Origin of the sequence: Mucilaginibacter sp. 3215, from assembly GCF_050433785.1 — a bacterium.
GTDB lineage: Bacteria > Bacteroidota > Bacteroidia > Sphingobacteriales > Sphingobacteriaceae > Mucilaginibacter.
Genome location: NZ_JBNPWO010000017.1, coordinates 12,629 through 29,144, shown reverse-complemented (window position 1 = coordinate 29,144; position 16,516 = coordinate 12,629). Strand labels below are relative to the sequence as shown.

15 protein-coding genes are annotated in these 16,516 nt (G+C 44.4%); 6 read left to right on the top strand and 9 right to left on the bottom strand.

What is annotated here, in order from left to right; genetic code table 11:
• Nucleotides 1–63 precede the first annotated feature (63 nt).
• The gene (locus ABIC84_RS21965; protein WP_429264946.1) at nucleotides 64–1,971 is read left to right on the top strand and encodes a beta-N-acetylhexosaminidase; all 1,908 of its coding nucleotides are present in this window, start codon (nucleotides 64–66) and stop codon (nucleotides 1,969–1,971) included.
• Between the two features lie 308 nt (nucleotides 1,972–2,279).
• Here the strand turns inward: ABIC84_RS21965 and ABIC84_RS21960 are convergent, their stop codons facing one another.
• From ABIC84_RS21960 to ABIC84_RS21950, 3 genes are all read right to left on the bottom strand, one after another.
• The gene (locus ABIC84_RS21960; protein WP_429264945.1) at nucleotides 2,280–3,896 is read right to left on the bottom strand and encodes an aminopeptidase P N-terminal domain-containing protein; all 1,617 of its coding nucleotides are present in this window, start codon (nucleotides 3,894–3,896) and stop codon (nucleotides 2,280–2,282) included.
• A 234-nt stretch (nucleotides 3,897–4,130) separates the two neighbouring features.
• Nucleotides 4,131–5,126, bottom strand: a complete 996-nt coding sequence (locus tag ABIC84_RS21955; protein ID WP_429264944.1) for a glycoside hydrolase family 43 protein — start codon at nucleotides 5,124–5,126, stop codon at nucleotides 4,131–4,133.
• A gap of 175 nt (nucleotides 5,127–5,301) precedes the next feature.
• Nucleotides 5,302–6,531 carry a DEAD/DEAH box helicase gene (locus ABIC84_RS21950; RefSeq protein WP_175490032.1) on the bottom strand — a complete coding sequence of 410 codons (1,230 nt, stop codon included), beginning with the start codon at nucleotides 6,529–6,531 and terminating at the stop codon, nucleotides 5,302–5,304.
• A gap of 161 nt (nucleotides 6,532–6,692) precedes the next feature.
• Between ABIC84_RS21950 and ABIC84_RS21945 the strand changes: the two genes are divergently transcribed.
• Complete coding sequence (locus ABIC84_RS21945) at nucleotides 6,693–7,235, top strand: GNAT family N-acetyltransferase (RefSeq protein ID WP_429264943.1); 543 nt, start codon at nucleotides 6,693–6,695, stop codon at nucleotides 7,233–7,235.
• Nucleotides 7,236–7,242: 7 nt separating this feature from the next.
• On the opposite strand, the gene ABIC84_RS21940 is transcribed toward ABIC84_RS21945, so the two are convergent.
• From ABIC84_RS21940 to ABIC84_RS21915, 6 genes are all read right to left on the bottom strand, one after another.
• The gene (locus tag ABIC84_RS21940) at nucleotides 7,243–7,695 is read right to left on the bottom strand and encodes a low molecular weight protein-tyrosine-phosphatase (protein ID WP_429264942.1); all 453 of its coding nucleotides are present in this window, start codon (nucleotides 7,693–7,695) and stop codon (nucleotides 7,243–7,245) included.
• 111 nt (nucleotides 7,696–7,806) lie between these two features.
• On the bottom strand, nucleotides 7,807–8,601 hold the full coding sequence (locus ABIC84_RS21935; RefSeq protein ID WP_429264941.1) for a S1/P1 nuclease: 795 nt from the start codon (nucleotides 8,599–8,601) through the stop codon (nucleotides 7,807–7,809).
• Nucleotides 8,601–9,041 (bottom strand): fumarate hydratase, encoded by a 441-nt coding sequence (locus ABIC84_RS21930; RefSeq protein WP_176625408.1) that lies wholly within the window; start codon nucleotides 9,039–9,041, stop codon nucleotides 8,601–8,603. Before ABIC84_RS21930 ends, ABIC84_RS21935 begins: the two co-directional genes overlap by 1 nt.
• Before the next feature lie 187 nt (nucleotides 9,042–9,228).
• The gene (gene fumC / locus ABIC84_RS21925; protein ID WP_373615222.1) at nucleotides 9,229–10,626 is read right to left on the bottom strand and encodes a class II fumarate hydratase; all 1,398 of its coding nucleotides are present in this window, start codon (nucleotides 10,624–10,626) and stop codon (nucleotides 9,229–9,231) included.
• Between the two features lie 542 nt (nucleotides 10,627–11,168).
• Nucleotides 11,169–11,828, bottom strand: coding sequence for a DUF6624 domain-containing protein (locus tag ABIC84_RS21920; RefSeq protein ID WP_090530642.1), 660 nt, complete (start codon nucleotides 11,826–11,828; stop codon nucleotides 11,169–11,171).
• Between the two features lie 39 nt (nucleotides 11,829–11,867).
• Nucleotides 11,868–12,473 carry a hypothetical protein gene (locus tag ABIC84_RS21915; protein WP_429264940.1) on the bottom strand — a complete coding sequence of 202 codons (606 nt, stop codon included), beginning with the start codon at nucleotides 12,471–12,473 and terminating at the stop codon, nucleotides 11,868–11,870.
• A 196-nt stretch (nucleotides 12,474–12,669) separates the two neighbouring features.
• Here ABIC84_RS21915 and ABIC84_RS21910 point away from each other — a divergent pair, with 196 nt between their 5' ends.
• The 4 genes from ABIC84_RS21910 to gcvT all read left to right on the top strand — a co-directional run bounded on the left by ABIC84_RS21910 (nucleotide 12,670) and on the right by gcvT (nucleotide 16,461).
• Complete coding sequence (locus ABIC84_RS21910; protein WP_090530637.1) at nucleotides 12,670–13,278, top strand: DUF4142 domain-containing protein; 609 nt, start codon at nucleotides 12,670–12,672, stop codon at nucleotides 13,276–13,278.
• 121 nt (nucleotides 13,279–13,399) lie between these two features.
• On the top strand, nucleotides 13,400–14,416 hold the full coding sequence (locus tag ABIC84_RS21905) for a Gfo/Idh/MocA family oxidoreductase (RefSeq protein WP_429264939.1): 1,017 nt from the start codon (nucleotides 13,400–13,402) through the stop codon (nucleotides 14,414–14,416).
• A 39-nt stretch (nucleotides 14,417–14,455) separates the two neighbouring features.
• Entirely contained in the window at nucleotides 14,456–14,944 is a 489-nt protein-coding gene (locus ABIC84_RS21900; RefSeq protein ID WP_429264938.1) for a TlpA family protein disulfide reductase, read from the top strand.
• 437 nt (nucleotides 14,945–15,381) lie between these two features.
• Nucleotides 15,382–16,461, top strand: a complete 1,080-nt coding sequence (gcvT, locus tag ABIC84_RS21895) for a glycine cleavage system aminomethyltransferase GcvT (RefSeq protein WP_429264937.1) — start codon at nucleotides 15,382–15,384, stop codon at nucleotides 16,459–16,461.
• The last annotated feature ends 55 nt before the right edge of the window (nucleotides 16,462–16,516 follow it).

Below are 16,516 nucleotides of genomic sequence, written 5' to 3'. Positions count from 1 at the left end.
TACACTTCTTAATATTATTTAAAAAGTTTAATTTGCGTACATCCAATTAAATAACAATTCTTTATGAAGAAATTATCCTTATTGCTTTGCGGCTGTATGGCACACCTGCTTTCTGCGGCCCAAACAGCGAAACCGGCACTCGCGCTTATTCCGCAACCGGTAAAAGTTACCCAAACTACCGGCCAGTTTGTGCTGCCCAAAACAGTAATTGTAGAAGCCGGTTCATCTGCCGATGTGGCAAACGTAACGGCCTACCTTAAACGAAAACTATCTGCGTCAACAGGAGCGTTCATAACCGTAAAAAGCACTGCACCAACAGCGCCCATCAGGCTAATTCTAAATAAAACAGCCGATACCGTACTCAAAACTGAAGGCTATAAATTATCTGTAACTCCTAGAAAAGTAGTGATCCGTGCTAATGATGCCGCGGGATTATTTTATGGCGTACAAACGTTTTTCCAGCTGTTGCCTAAAGAAATTGAAGGACTGGAAGTAGCCAAGGACGTAAAATGGACTGCCCCGGCAGTCGAAATTACCGACTATCCAAGGTTTGGCTGGAGAGGATTGATGTTTGATGTATCCCGTCACTTTTTTACCAAAGCCGAGGTTAAGCAATATATCGATGCTATGGTTAAGTACAAATTTAACCTGCTGCACTTGCACCTTACCGATGATGAAGGCTGGCGAGTGGAGATCAAAAGCCTGCCAAGGCTAACCGAAGTAGGATCGCACAACGTAAAAAAAGTAGGCCAGTTTGGTACGTTTACTCCACCTACACCTGATGAACCACGTACCTACGGCGGTTTTTATACCCAGGAAGATATCAAAGAGTTGGTACAATACGCCAAAGACAGGTTTGTGAACATCCTGCCCGAAATTGATGTTCCGGGCCATAGTCTCGCCGCTGTGGTTGCTTATCCCGAGCTTTCATGCACACCGGGTGCCGATAAATATGTGGTGAACTCCGGCGAGCCTTTCATGGATTGGAGCGGCCCGCATAACCGCGCTATTGTTGATAACACGCTTTGCCCGGCCAATGAAGCGGTTTATACCTTTATGGATAAGGTGGTTACTGAAGTTGCCCAACTGTTCCCCTTCGGCTATATCCATTTAGGGGGCGACGAGTGCGCCAAAAACTTCTGGGAGCAAAGCGACGCTATCAAAGCATTAATGGCCAGAGAAAACCTGAAAACGATGAGCGAAGTACAGGCTTATTTCGAAAAGCGACTTGAAAAAATCGTAGAGTCGAAAGGTAAAAAATTCATGGGTTGGGACGAGATCATTGAGGGCGGTCTGGGTCCTAACGCCGCGGTTATGAGCTGGCGCGGTATCCAGGGTGGCATCATTGCCGCTAAAGCAGGTCATGAGGTGGTAATGAGCCCGACAACATTTGCATATCTTGACTATATGCAAAGCGATCGTGTAAACGAAACCAAGATCTATGCCACACTTCGCTTAAACAAAACCTATTCATGGGAGCCTGTACCTGATAGTGTTGATGCACGCCTCATAAAAGGCGGGCAGGCCAACTTATGGACCGAGCAGGTATACAACATCCGCCAGGCTGAATATATGACATGGCCACGTGGCATGGCTATTGCCGAGGATGTATGGTCGCCAAAAGGAACTAAAAACTGGGACGGATTTTTCAGCCGGGTGGAGAAACACTTCCCGCGCTTTGATGAAGCCGAAACCAAGATAGCCCCGAGCGCTTACGATCCATCATTTGATGCGGTGTTGAATCCTGATAGCACGTTAAAAATCACTTTAACCAATGAGGTAAACGGGCTGGACACTTATTACAGCTTTGACAACTCGTTCCCCGACAGGTTTTATCCTAAATATACAGCGCCGATAGATGCCCCTAAAGATGCAACTACACTAAGGGTGATCACTTATCGTGGTAAAAAACCGATTGGCCGTATGGTTACCATGCCATTGGCCGAGTTGAAGAGCAGGATTAAGAAGTAAGAATAATTCATAAATAGAAAGCCCTCCGGATTGAATTTCGGAGGGCTTTCGTGTTTAAGTACGCTTATACTATCGCCAACGCTCGGCTCCAGCCGAGTGTTTACTATCAAACGGCCTCTGGCCGCCGAAGTTCTGTTATTTTCTTGCGCTTGTTTGCAACGAGCGCTTAATATGGTTCAGCGATTGCATCGCGGATATCGCATTACAAACGAGCGCAAGGTATTTTCGCTTCGGCGGCCAGAGGCCGCTTAATAGTTGCCACTCGGCTTCAGCCGAGCGGCGGCGGGCTTTTTCTATTGGCTTTATTTTTATTTCAGCCCCGGAAATTTAGCTGCTTCAAAAATGCTTTTCTCAGTCGCAGCTTTTTCAACGTCCTGCCATTTGCGCGGCGCATCTAGCGACAGGATTGTGCCCTTGTCTTTACCTATCTGCACATCGTCTTCAATACGTACGCCAATATTCCACCATTTTTTATCACATGGGCTGCCGGCAGGGATATAGATCCCCGGCTCAACGGTGATCACCCAATTCTCTTCCAAATTACCGCGACCGCCTTTGTCATGCACATCAAGCCCCAAATGGTGCGAACAGCCATGCGGGTAATATTTGCGCACTTCTGAAGCATCCTTGATAATACCAAGCTTAATTAATCCGGCAGATAATACCTCTACCGATTTTTGTTCAAGGCTTGCATAGGGAACTCCCGCTTTACACAATTTAAAAATCTCTTCCTGCGCATCGTAAACTAATTGGTAAATGGCTTTTTGCTCCTCGGTAAATTTGCCGTTAGCCGGTACAGTACGGGTAACATCGGCAGAATATCCGTGATACTCCGCACCAACATCCATCAGCAGCAACTGGTTATTGATTTTTGTGGCCGAGTTTTCCTCATAATGTAGGATGCAGCCATTAGCGCCTGCACCTACAATTGGTGGATAGCCCTCGTCTTCTGCTCCGTATCTTTTATGCACGTAGGTCATGATGCCTTCAACCTCGCGCTCGCTCATATTGGGTTTTACCGATTTCATTACTTCCAGATGGGCAAGGCTTGAGATCTCAACCGCCTTTTTCAATACGGCTATTTCCTCCGGTGTTTTTACGCCGCGGAGTTTTGAAGTAAATTCAGCATATCCGATGTTACCGCCGTAAGTTGTGCCAATTTTTGCCTTAACATCGGCAAGCGTTGCAGAATCGGGTTTGGCGGCCAATTGTTGTATAAGCGGATTATTCTTGTGATCCTCATCAGCAAACTTATCTTTAAAATAAGTCATGAAACGGGCTAAATTTTGAGGAGTAACCATTCTTGCTATCAAATTAAGATCACTCATAACCTGCCTGTTGGTTTTCGTTATGCCAGCCTTACTTTTAAAAGCTGCGATCAGTTTTTTTAGCTCGCCGGTCGATCCATCGCCGGTAACATCTTCGGGCAGTGCATCATAATACACATTGGCAAACTTTTTAAAATCAACGGGGAATTTCGCGAAATCCTCGCTGTTGTAAGCCCGTTTAAAACCAAGCTGCGATTTAGCGCCTTCAACACCCAAACGCCTGCCTGTCCATTGCTCGCGACCGGCATCCCGGTGACGTACAAATAGCACCTCATTATAGCTGCTGTCGCCCACAGCCTGCATCTCTTTAAATACCAACAACACCGAGTTGGGTTCTTTATATCCTGAAAAATAATACAGATCGGGATTAGGATGATAAACGTAGTTAACATCGTTCGAAAACACCTGTTCAGGGTACGAGAAGATCACCATCACCGAATTGGCTGGCATCAGGTTGCGCAGGGCCTGTCGCCTTCCGGCATGAAATTCTTTGCTCAAATAATCGGTGGGTAAGTTTTCGGCGGTTTGTCCGAAACAGCGATTGCTGCCTGTGAGGGCAAGTAAAATTACTAATGCCCGAAAAAATGATCGCGTCATAATGATAAAGGAATAATGTCAGTCAAAAAAACGGTTTAAGATACTAAATATCAGGGATTATCATGCTCCCCCTTTTAGGGGGAAATGCACGATGTGCATAGTAATAAAAAACGTCATTGCGAGGAGGAACGACGAAGCAATCCCAAACAATACAGAGACACTTGCATAGCTGCTCTGCCTCTTGGGGATTGCTTCGTACCTCGCAATGACGGGTGTAGAAATATATTTGGGGGGCTATTTAATCTTCCTTGCCCCAACCCCTTCATTGGTGATCTTAACGGGCAGGATCTTGCCATCCTTGTCAAAATACATTTTATCGATACAAGTAACGCGGTGGTTGCCATCAGTTTCGGTTAAGGGACGGCGGTGATAAACAATATACCATTCATCCTTGCCAGGTACCTGGATCACGGAGTGGTGGCCTGCTCCTGTAGCAATATTCGGGTCCTGTTTCAATATTGTTCCGATGCGGTTAAACGGACCAAACGGCGAATCGCCGATTGCATACGCCACGCGATAATCCGGACCAGTCCAGCCGCCTTCGCTCCACATAAAATAATATTTGCCTTTGCGTTTAAACATCACCGGGCCTTCAACATAATCTTTGGGAGTGATCAGTTTATAGGTTTCTCCGTCTTTAAATGGTTCGATACCTGTAAAGTCGTTTTTTAGCTTTACGATATTACATTGGCCCCAGCCACCGTAGATCATATAATACTGACCATCGTCATCCTTAAAAACAAACTGGTCGATAGGTTGCGCTTTATTGATGATTTGCCCAATGAGCGGTTTGCCCAAAAGATCTTTAAACGGGCCTTCAGGCTTATCACCAACGGCAACACCTATACCGCCAACTTCGTTGTTGTTCTGAATATCGTTAGCGCCAAAAAAGATATAGTATTTACCGTCTTTTTCAGTTACTGCCGGAGCCCACATGGCACGTTTAGCCCACTTTACAGCGGCGGTATCAATAATATGCGGATGCTTTGTCCAGTTAACCAGATCGGGCGATGAAAAGACATCCATAAACACCTGTTCATTATATTTAGCCGAGTAGGTAGGGTAAACCCAATATTGCTTATTAAAGATCTTGGCTTCAGGGTCGGCATACCAACCTTCAACAATAGGGTTACCTGATGTTTTCTTCTCCTGTGCTAAAGCCTTGTCTGCAGATATGATAATTGCCATACCAAGCGTTGCCAGTAAAACCAGTTTTTTAGGAATGATCATTGGGAAATAGATTTTTGGTCTAAGATATTAAAATAGATAAAACGTTTTAGTGATGAGGCGCGAATTTCTTCGAATTACACGAATTTTTAATTATTGAGCTTTGTACTGCCAACTATTAATTCGTGTAATTCGATCAAATTAAATCGAAACCAAAATGATATTCGTGAAAACTTTTTTAGTTACCCGTATTCTGCTGTTTCGGCTTTTTTTTGCCCCAGCGACGGTTAGGTTTCCTTTTGGCATCTCCTTGAGGCTGTTCGGGCTTCAGGGGTTGTATCGTGGCCAGTTCATCCGGCAGTGCCATCAGCTTTATCGGCTTTTCAATCAGTTTCTCAATATTTTTAAGCTTGCGCTCATCGCGGTGGTTAACGAAGGTTATGGCGGTACCGGTGGTAGCGGCGCGGGCCGTACGGCCAATACGGTGAATATAATCTTCCGGATCGCCGGGAACATCGTAGTTGATCACCAGATCGATACCCTCCACATCAATCCCCCGCGAAAGGGCATCGGTACCGATGATAACCGGTAATTGCTTGTTTTTGAATTTAAGGAGGATCTCTTCGCGCTCTTTCTGCTCCAGATCGGAGTGGAAAGACATGGCGTTGATTTTGATAGCCTTAAGTTCTTTGTATAGCGCTTTAACGATCTCCTTGCGTGATGCAAAGATGATGATACTTGTAAATGCTGAATCTTTCAGAATATGCTGTACCAGCGGCGTTTTTTGCTGATCATGAACCCGGTAAACCTGCTGATCGATCCCTACAGCCGGCTGTGAGATAGCGATATTGATCTGCTCCGGATCTTTCAAAATAGCTTTTGCCAATGAGCGGATGCGGCCGGGCATGGTGGCCGAAAACAACAGCGTTTGCCTTTCTTTTGGCAGGTAGCTGATGATCTTCATGATATCGTCCGAAAAGCCCATATCCAGCATCCGGTCGGCCTCATCAAGTACCAAATGGGTAAGGTGATTAAGCTTCAGCACGCCCGATGTAAGGTGGGCTATCAGTCTGCCGGGAGTAGCTACAATGATATTTACATTATTCTGGATGCCACGGCGCTGTTGTTCGTAAACAATGCCGTCGCCGCCGCCAAAAACAGCGATGGAACTGATGCCGGTAAAATAGGCAAGGCCTTCAACCTGCTGATCTATTTGTTGGGCAAGCTCGCGGGTTGGGGCAAGTATAAGCGCACTGGTATGGTGTTTATTTGTTTTGCTGATGCTGTTTAAAACAGGCAACAGGTAAGCACCGGTTTTACCGGTACCCGTTTGAGCGCATGCAATCAGGTCGCGCCCCTCCATAATGGCTGGGATAGCCATAGATTGTATGGGTGTTGGGTTTACGAAACCCATGCTCTCTACACCTTCAAATAATTGCTCGTTAAATTTAAAATCCTGGAAAGTCACTATATCTTATAAGTAAATTATGCAAGGTATAAAAATTTAACGGTAAATGAGGGTTTTAGCATAATTGAGCTTCCCTTAAAGATCAAAATGAATCTGATCACCTTTTATATGACACTCAACTTACCTGTACAATCAATTCAAAAATATATTTTTGAAAACCTATGAATATTATCACTCAAACACCACGCTTGCTGATCCGTGAATTTACAGCCGAAGATGAAGAACTTGTTACCGCAATAGATGCCGATGACCGGCTTACACAATATGTGAAAAAACGTACTCCGCAAGAGAGTAAACAGGTTTTTAAAGATACGCTGAAGGAATACCAGAACGGTTCGGGCCTGGGCAGATGGGGGATTTTTAATATTGCCGATAACGATTTTATAGGTGTTTGCGCCCTTAAACCCAGCGATTACGACAAGAGCCGCATTGAGCTGGGCTACCGGCTGCACCTCAAATACTGGGGACAAGGTATAGCTACCGAACTTGCCGAAGCACTGATCAGTTATGGATTCAATGATATAGGGCTAAAAGAGATTTGCGCCGTTACCCATCCGCAAAATGCAGCATCACAAAGGGTGCTGATTAAAGCCGGTTTTGTACGTGAAGGGATTGTGTTTTGGTATGGTGAGGATGTGCCGTTTTTTAGGATAGGAGCCCCCTTTAAATCTCCCCCGGCAGGGGAGACTTCTCAATCCTTATAAGCCCTCCCTACCGGGGAGGGTTGGGTGGGGCAAACTCTTTAATAATATCCCTACACCCGTTTTCAATTAATTCAAAAACCGGTTCAAATTGGTTATCGTCATAGTATGGATCGGGAACAACCTTATCGCCTAAAAGAAGCTTTACTTTAGCAGCCTGTTCTTCGTTGCGGGCCATGTCAAGCACATCGCTCAGGTTATTGCGGTCCATCACAAAAATATGGTCGAACTCGTCAAAGTCGCTTCGTTTAAACTGGCGGCAAATTTGTTTGCTGATATCAATGCCGTGGTTCCGTGCTGCGCGGATTGAACGTCTGTCGGGCGCTTCGCCCACATGCCATCTTCCGGTACCCGCCGAATCAACATCCCAGCCAAGTCCATTTTCATCTGCCAGGTGCTGCATAACCCCCTCCGCCAGCGGCGAACGGCATATATTACCCAGGCATACCATTAGTATTTTCATTGTTTAGTTGATTGGGTGAGTGGTTGGATTAGGTGAGTGGTTTCTCATGTTGAAAATCGACCGGTATGCAACCGCTCACCTAATCAACCCAATAAACCACTCACTCAAAAATTATCCAAATATCTGGTTCAGCAAACCGGCCAAACGTACGCCGGCTTTAACCATTTGCTGGTTAAGGGTTGCTATATGGCTAAAGTTGTATTTGTAACCAAGTTTATCACCGGTTTTAGTTTCGGAATACAGTTTATCTGCCATCTGGTTGCTTTCGTATATCCACTGGCTCATTGGCGCTTTTTGTAGTTCAGTACGCTGAGCGGCTGTTGTGTGGTTTATCATCGCGGTATACTCGGTGTAGCTTAATTGCTGAAGGTCAATCAACTCGCTGTCCCAAACCGAATGCAGGTTGCTCTCTTTACCAAACCATTGTACCTTTACATCGTTACCTCCCTTATCGCTCAGGTGACCAGTGTGCAGCGGCTGGTGCACATCCTCAACAATATGGATCAGCATGCGCAGGTAAAGCAGCTTGTTGGTTTTGGTAGTAGTTTTCTTTTTAAGTTCGGCCACCAGGAAATTCATTTTGGTATAGGCATCGGTAATCGTATCAGCCTTTAAATAGCCCTGTAGCTCAGGATAAGTGTAAGCTTTTTCCAGGTTGATAAAATGCCAGTTATACAGGTAATTGTAAGCCGGGTCTGATTTAATAAAATCGGCCCAGTTGCTGGTAATGGCAATCGACTCATTACCCAAAATGGCTTGAATAGCTTTACGGGCTTTGGTGGTTAGGTAGCTATCCGCAACCTGGCCGCAAATGCGGTGCCCATTAGTACCCCAGGCCATGCTTTGCAGGGGGATATAAAATATCGCCACCAGCAATAAAAGTTTTTTTAAGGTTCGTGTTTTCATTACAATGGTTTTGGAATGCAGCTTGTTCTTTTTATTAAATGCGCGTTAATAGGTATTACGTTGGATGTACTTACAAACCGGATCAGCGAGTCGCTTTGCTTATGAACCTTAAAATATTCTTCATAATCACCAAACCTGAAACAGCCCTGTTCATTTTTATATGAGCCATCGGCATTGCAAAACTGCCCCTTAATGTGGAGCGTGTCCCGCCGTTGCGAGTACGTTCCGCGTACATATTCATCCCAATGGCCTTTGCTCATACACGTATCAGCCCCGTAATTAACCTTGCTAACGGTACTAATCTTCAAAAGAAATGAATCACAGCTGAATTTAATATCATATAGCGAATATGTTACCAGGCTTTTTTGCGCAGGTACCGAGTCTTGTTTCCATTCGCCCTGCAAATAACCCTCGCCGGGCGTTTGTTTATCCGGGTTCATAGTACAAGAGGCTATTATGAGGCCAAAGGCGAAAGGTGAAAGGCGAAAGGCTTTTTTTAAGCTGAAAGCTGAAGGCAGAAGGCTTAAAGCCTTAGTTATTGAGAGATAGCGCAAATTAAAGCGTTTTGGCATAAACTGCATGCATTAAAAAGCCCCTCTCCATCCGGAGAGGGGTTTGGGGTGAGGCTTATTTTAAACTGCCTATCATATTTTCGGGGCGAACCCACTCGTCAAACTGCTCGTTGGTTAGTAAGCCTAAACCAATAGCAGCTTCGCGCAGTGAACTGCCGTTTTTAAGGGCTGTTTTAGCAATTTTTGCCGCGTTTTCATAGCCAATATGCGGGTTAAGCGCAGTTACCAGCATTAATGAGTTTTCAAGGTGCTTTTTAATACCTTCGTAATTTGGCTCAATGCCTACAGCGCAATGATCATTGAATGACACGCAGGCATCACCAATTAACCTTGCCGATTGCAGGAAGTTTGCCGCCATAACCGGTTTAAATACATTCAGCTCGTAATGGCCGTTTGAGCCACCGATAGAAATAGCCACGTCATTCCCCATAACCTGTGCAGCTACCATCGTAACAGCTTCGTTTTGGGTAGGGTTAACTTTACCCGGCATAATTGATGAGCCTGGTTCGTTATCCGGAATATGGATCTCGCCAATGCCCGAACGCGGACCTGAAGCCAGCATCCTGATATCGTTAGCTATCTTCATTAATGAAACCGCGATTTGTTTCAAAGCGCCATGACTTTCAACAATGGCATCATGAGCGGCAAGAGCTTCAAATTTATTTTCTGCTGTGATGAACGGCAAGCCGGTAAACTGGGCAATGTACTCAGCAACTTTTACATCATAACCTTTAGGCGTGTTGATCCCTGTACCTACCGCGGTGCCACCGAGAGCAAGTTCAGAAAGGTGATCAAGCGTATTGCGCAGAGCTTTTAAGCCGTGGTTCAATTGCGATACATAACCTGAAAACTCCTGGCCTAAAGTAAGCGGGGTAGCGTCCATCAAATGGGTACGACCAATTTTTACTACCGACTTAAAGGCTTCTGATTTAGCCTGCAAGGTATCGCGCAGTTTTTCGATACCCGGGATGGTTACGTCAATCAGGATCTTGTATGCCGCAATGTGCATGGCAGTTGGGTAAGTATCGTTTGATGATTGTGATTTATTCACATCATCATTTGGGTGAATGAAGGTTTTGCCTTCGCCCAGTTTGTTGCCTTGTAATACGTGGGCACGGTTAGCAACCACCTCGTTCACGTTCATGTTTGATTGCGTGCCCGAGCCTGTTTGCCAGATCACCAGCGGAAACTCCGAAGCCAGTTCGCCGGCCAGGATCTCGTCGCAAACCTGTGCAATCAGGTCGCGTTTTTCTGCCGGCAATACACCTAAATCGGTATTGGTAAAAGCGGCAGCCTTTTTCAGGTATGCGAAAGCGTCGATAATTTCCTTCGGCATTGACGCCTCCGGACCAATTTTAAAATTATTGCGTGAGCGTTCGGTTTGCGCTCCCCAGTATTTGTCGGCAGGTACCTGTACCTCGCCCATGGTATCGTGTTCGGTTCTGAAACTCATGGTATTAAATTTTGCAGGGGCAAAGTTATGTTTTTATATGATGCGGGGGAATGCAGGGTGTAAACTTTTTGATAGGATAAATATATAAAGCCAAGCACAGGGAAACTGCTTTTAACCACATACGAATTGAAAAACAATAAATGAAAATTTTTCACACTAATTTTTACGTATTAATCGAATTACACGAATTGAATCAATTTAAGATTCGTGTAATTCGATTAATTGTGGAGCGCTTGCAAAGCATTTGTGTTGAAATTTTTCAGCACGAGATTAGTAATAAAGAGCGAATTATTTTAAATGCTCATTCCCTGTAGCCAAGCACAGGGAATGAGCATTGCGATTTTTACTATGCCGGTTTAAAAATTGACATAAAAATCCTAACAATCCCAAAATCCTAAAAATCATGGTTCAGATATGGGCGTTGCCTCCGGCCGGGCTTTCCGCTCATACGCCTGCAGGCATTATGCTCGTGGGCCGGTATCCGCTTCAATCCCTAACGCAAATTGGGGTTCAATTGAGCAGTTCCATTTATTAAATCATGGCTACCACTTCACATCCTCAATTTTCACAACCTTGTAATCAAAGCCCAACCTTTTAGCGTTCTGTTCAACAGTTTGATCAAAACCGGCTTGCTTACGGCGTTCATTTACACCTGCCGCGTCTTTTATCGGCCAAACATAATAACCAATTTTTTGGCCGTTACGTAATGGCTTTGACGTAGCCTGCGAACCGTAGATTTGCTCTTTACCTTCATACATCAGCTGCCTGTCGAGCATCATGGCGTACAACCTGAAAGGCAGTTCTTTGTTTTCGGCAGCGGTTTTCATGAGGGGCATGTATTGATTTATTTTAGGTGAGTGCTGGATTACGTACCAAGCTGCCTCATTGGTTGGTTCTCCAACAAGCGATTTGCCGGGATAGCCGTATTTCGCAAATACATTCTCGATAAAAATCAAATTGGTCGAATCGGCCTGGCTCTGAAGCTTCCAGTAATAGCCTGTAGCTTCTTCCGGTTTAACCGGTAATGTTTTCAACACCGAATCCTTTTTGCTCGGATCCATCAGATAAGTTAAGATCTCGCGATATTTCTGATCAAGTGCCAATACGCTGTCAAGCTGTCTCTTTAAAACAGGGTTAAACTTTTGTTGAGCAGATGCTGTGCCTGCCGTTATAATTAACAACACGATGATCAGGTTTTTCATGGTCAATGAGGTTTAAGCAAATAAACGCAAAAACCTGTATTACAAGTATAAGCTATCCGCCTTTTCAAATAGCTTTTTGTTGCATTCGGTAGCCCCTAACGAATAGTTAAACCGCGAAAGCGCATACAGCAGCGGCAGCTTGGCCGGCGCTATTTCATTTTGCTGCAGATCGTTGAACCAGTCGGCGCTGTCAAACTCTGTCCGGTATTTTTTTTCAAGGCGATCATAGATCCGGTAGGCATCATCATAGCTAAGCCACTCCGGTTTGATGTACAGACCGGTGAGGTCGCCCATTTTTTTTCGTTCCTCCGCTTCTGCCGTATCGGCGCTGCCAAATACAAAATAAAAATACAACCACAGGGCCAGGCCAATGGCCCCGATTAACAAAGCGGTTGAATCCCTTTCGCTAAAAAAGAAGATGAAAGCAATAAAGGCTATGATCACCGAAAACATGCGCGCGTAGCCTGCAATGATGCTTTGATGATTAAGCGGAATATTAAACCCGTTACGGCTTCGCCAGGCCGACCGGGTTACCAGCATGGAACTGGTTGGGAACAGCGGAATGCCAATAACCACAAATTTGGTCTCTATCCACTGCCCGTTAACCTCATGCACTTTGCCCAAAAACAATGATCCTATTAACATATCAAGTATAATTTAGTCGCGTTATTATAAACCACAACTTATAAAAGTGCTTTTAAACAAATGTTAAATATTTATTAAAAACTAAATGTTAATAAACGACACTCCAATTATCTGTCGTTTTTTATTTACAAATAAGAAAATCAAACTTAATTAACTAAAAAATGTTAACTGTAAAAACAAATACATAAACACTACTATGAAAAAGTTAAGTTTAATTGCAATGATGGCCCTGGCGGCATTATCATTCCAGGCCTGTAAAGGCGGAGCAAAAAGCGGCAGCGGCGATAGCACAGCAGCTGCAACAACTGACACTGCCGACAGTGCCAACAAAGTAAAAGACACAACTACTACCGGCGCTACAGGCATTGCCGTTACCGCCGATGATGCAAAATTTGCAACCGAAGCGGCCAATGCCGGCTTAGCCGAAGTTGCTGTTGGCCAATTGGCCAGCGAAAAGGCAACCAATGCCAAAGTAAAAGATTTTGCTAAAATGATGGTTACCGACCACAGCAAAGCAAACGACGAACTAATGGCCATAGCCAAAACCAAAAACATTACCCTGCCATCGGCACCTGATGATGAGCATCAGAAAATGAAAGCCGACCTGGCAGCCAAAACAGGTGCTGATTTTGACAAGGACTATGTTGATGCTATGGTTAAAGGCCATAAAAAAGTTGAATCACTGTTTGAAGATGCTTCAAAAAATTGCAAAGATGCCGACCTTAAAGCATTTGCAGCTAAAACATTACCTGTTATCCAGCACCATTTAGCCGAAATTGAAGCTATTCAAAAAGGCATGAAGTAGTCAGCTATTGATTAATTCAAGATAGAAAAAGGGAGATGTAACAATCTCCCTTTTTCTGTTTAATTCCCTTGTACAGGTGTAGCTAAAACGATACTTTTAACACAGCAAAATCTACTTTAATATGTCGAAACCAATAGTAACCGGCCTCATGGCCTACGGAATGTCGGGCAGGATTTTTCATGCACCGTTTTTAACTACCAACCCGGGCTTTACTTTTAAGGCCGTGGTTGAGCGCCATGAAAAAAAAGCCGGCAAAAAATACCCGGATGTGATGAGCTATGATAGCATCGACCAACTGCTGAATGACGGGGAAATAGAGCTCATCATTGTTAATACCCCTAACAACACCCACTTTGATTATGCTGTACAAGCTCTAAATGCAGGTAAACATGTACTGATTGAGAAGCCCGCAGCCGTAACTTCAAGCGAGGTAAAAGCGCTGTATGATTTGGGCAAAAAACTTGATTTGAAAGTGATGATCTACCAAAACCGCCGTTATGACAGCGGTTTCCTTTCGGTAAAAGAGGTGATTGAAAGCGGCAGGTTAGGCGAGTTGATCGAGGTTCATTTCAGGCTGGACAGGTACCGCATGGCCATCGGTGCAAAACAATTCAAGGAAACGGCGGGCGTTCCGGGCGGCGGCCTTACCTATGATCTGGGCGCGCATTTGGTTGATAATGCCATCAGTATCTTTGGCAGGCCGTTGAGCTATGAAAAAACTACCGCTGCATTCAGGCCAAACTCGCAGGTTGATGATTATTTCAATATCCACCTTAAATATCCTAATCAGCTTAATGTATACCTAACCTCGGGGTTGCTCATTGCCGAGCATACTTATGGCTTTGTGGTACATGGAACATTAGGCAGCTTTGTAAAAATGCGTACCGATGTTCAGGAAGCACAGCTTGATGCCGACATGATGCCTACCGACGAAGGTTTTGGCATCGAACCCGAAGGCAGCGACGGTAAACTGGTACTTATGGGTGCCGACGGGCAAAAAACCGTGGAATGGATAAAGTCACCCAAAGGTAATTATAATGGGATATTTGATGCTGTATATCATACTGTGCGCCAAAATGTGTTATTCCCGGTAACCGAGGAGCATGTTGCCTGGCAAATTGAATTGCTTGAAAGCTAAAAATGTTGTAACTATGCTTATTAAATGCTAATTAAAATAATGAAGAAACTGTATTTACTGCTTTGTCTGATTATTGCCACCGGGTGCAGCCAGGCACAAACGCCACCTGCTAACTCGGGCTTACCGCCATATCACATCCTCACTACAGACAGTGTTTACGTTACTCCTGCCAACCTGAAAAAAAACAAACCGGTAATGGTGATCTATTTTTCGCCCGATTGCAGCCATTGCCAGCACCTGATGTATGATCTGAAACCCGAGCTACCCAAATTAAAAAATGTGCAGATAGTGATGATCACTTTTATGCCGATGCTTAAAGGGATCCAAACTTTTCAGCGCGATTTTGATCTGGCCAAATACCATAACATCACCATTGGCACCGAAGGCTACACCTACCTGGTACAAAAATTTTATAGTGTACAAACAACTCCATATATCGCTATTTATGATAAGTATGGTAAATTATTTCAAACTTATCCCAAAGTACCTAAGATCCCGGTGTTGATGGAAACGATTAAAAAAGTATAAAGTAGCTAACTTATAGCTCAAGCCGGTTAACGCAACGTTAACCGGTTTTTTTGTTTAACGTCCCATCAGGGCCTATCGCAGCCTAAGTTACCTCACAAAACTGTTGTCGTTTAATCAGCAAGGTGTGTTGTTTTGCCCCGCTGGGGCAATGGATATTTTTATAACTTTTCATGCTACAAACCTTTTGCACCTCTGGTGCACTTGCCTTTAAAAACATCTCAATAATGTTGTTTAATAAAATATACAAATCCCCAGAGGGGGGAAAGGTTTGTAGAAAACAATGACCCACCCCTTATCCGAACCCCAGAGGGGTTCAACTTACTTAAACTCGCAGCGGCTATAAGAAGATCATAAAGCAATCAACAAAATCAAAACCAATCAACCGTACTGATTACGCTTCATAATAGTTACCTTTGCGGCCAATATTTAAGTTGACGATGAAGAATACCGCATTAACCGATATCCACGTAAAAGCCGGTGCCAAAATGGTTCCATTTGCCGGTTACAACATGCCTGTGCAATACGTTGGCATTAACGCCGAACACGAAACCGTGCGTAAGGCCGTTGGTGTTTTTGACGTAAGCCATATGGGCGAATTCATTTTAAAAGGAGAGAACGCGCTTGATCTGATTCAGCGGGTTACCAGTAACGATGCCTCAAAATTATACGATGGCAAAGTGCAGTACTCATGTCTGCCGAATGAAAACGGCGGTATTGTTGACGATCTGCTGGTTTACCGGATCGACGAAAAAACCTATATGTTGGTGGTTAACGCTTCAAATATTGAAAAAGACTGGGACTGGATCTCCAAATACAATACCAAGGGCGTAGATATGAAAAACATATCCGACCGGACTTCATTGCTTGCTATCCAGGGGCCCAAAGCTGCCGAGGCTTTACAAAGCCTCACTGAGGTAGATCTGGTATCCATGGAATACTACACCTTTAAAAAAGGAACTTTTGCAGGTGTTGACAATGTATTGATATCAGCTACAGGCTATACCGGTGCAGGCGGCTTCGAGATCTATTTTGAAAACCAATATGCGGAGCAGATCTGGGATGCAATTTTCAAAGCCGGCGAGCCTTTTGGTATTAAGCCAATTGGCTTAGGCGCACGTGATACCTTACGTTTGGAAATGGGTTTCTGCCTATATGGTAACGACATTGATGATAACACCTCACCGCTTGAAGCCGGCTTAGGCTGGGTAACAAAATTCAATAAAGAATTCACTAATGCTGAAGCATTACAGGCACAAAAACAAGCTGGTGTAAACCGCAAACTGGTAGGGTTTGAAATGATAGACCGCGGTATTCCACGCCATGACTATCTTATAGTTGACGCTGATGGCAATACCATAGGTAAAGTAACTTCAGGCACGCAATCTCCATCGTTGCAAAAAGCTATTGGTATGGGTTATGTGGATACCGCTTTCGCCAAAGAAGGTACTGAAATCTATATCAGCATCAGGGATAATAAAATTAAGGCACAGATTGTAAAACCGCCGTTTTATAAATAAGGCCCCCTAACCGCTGAAGGGAGGAACCTTCAAACTCCCCTCTCGAGAGGGGGCG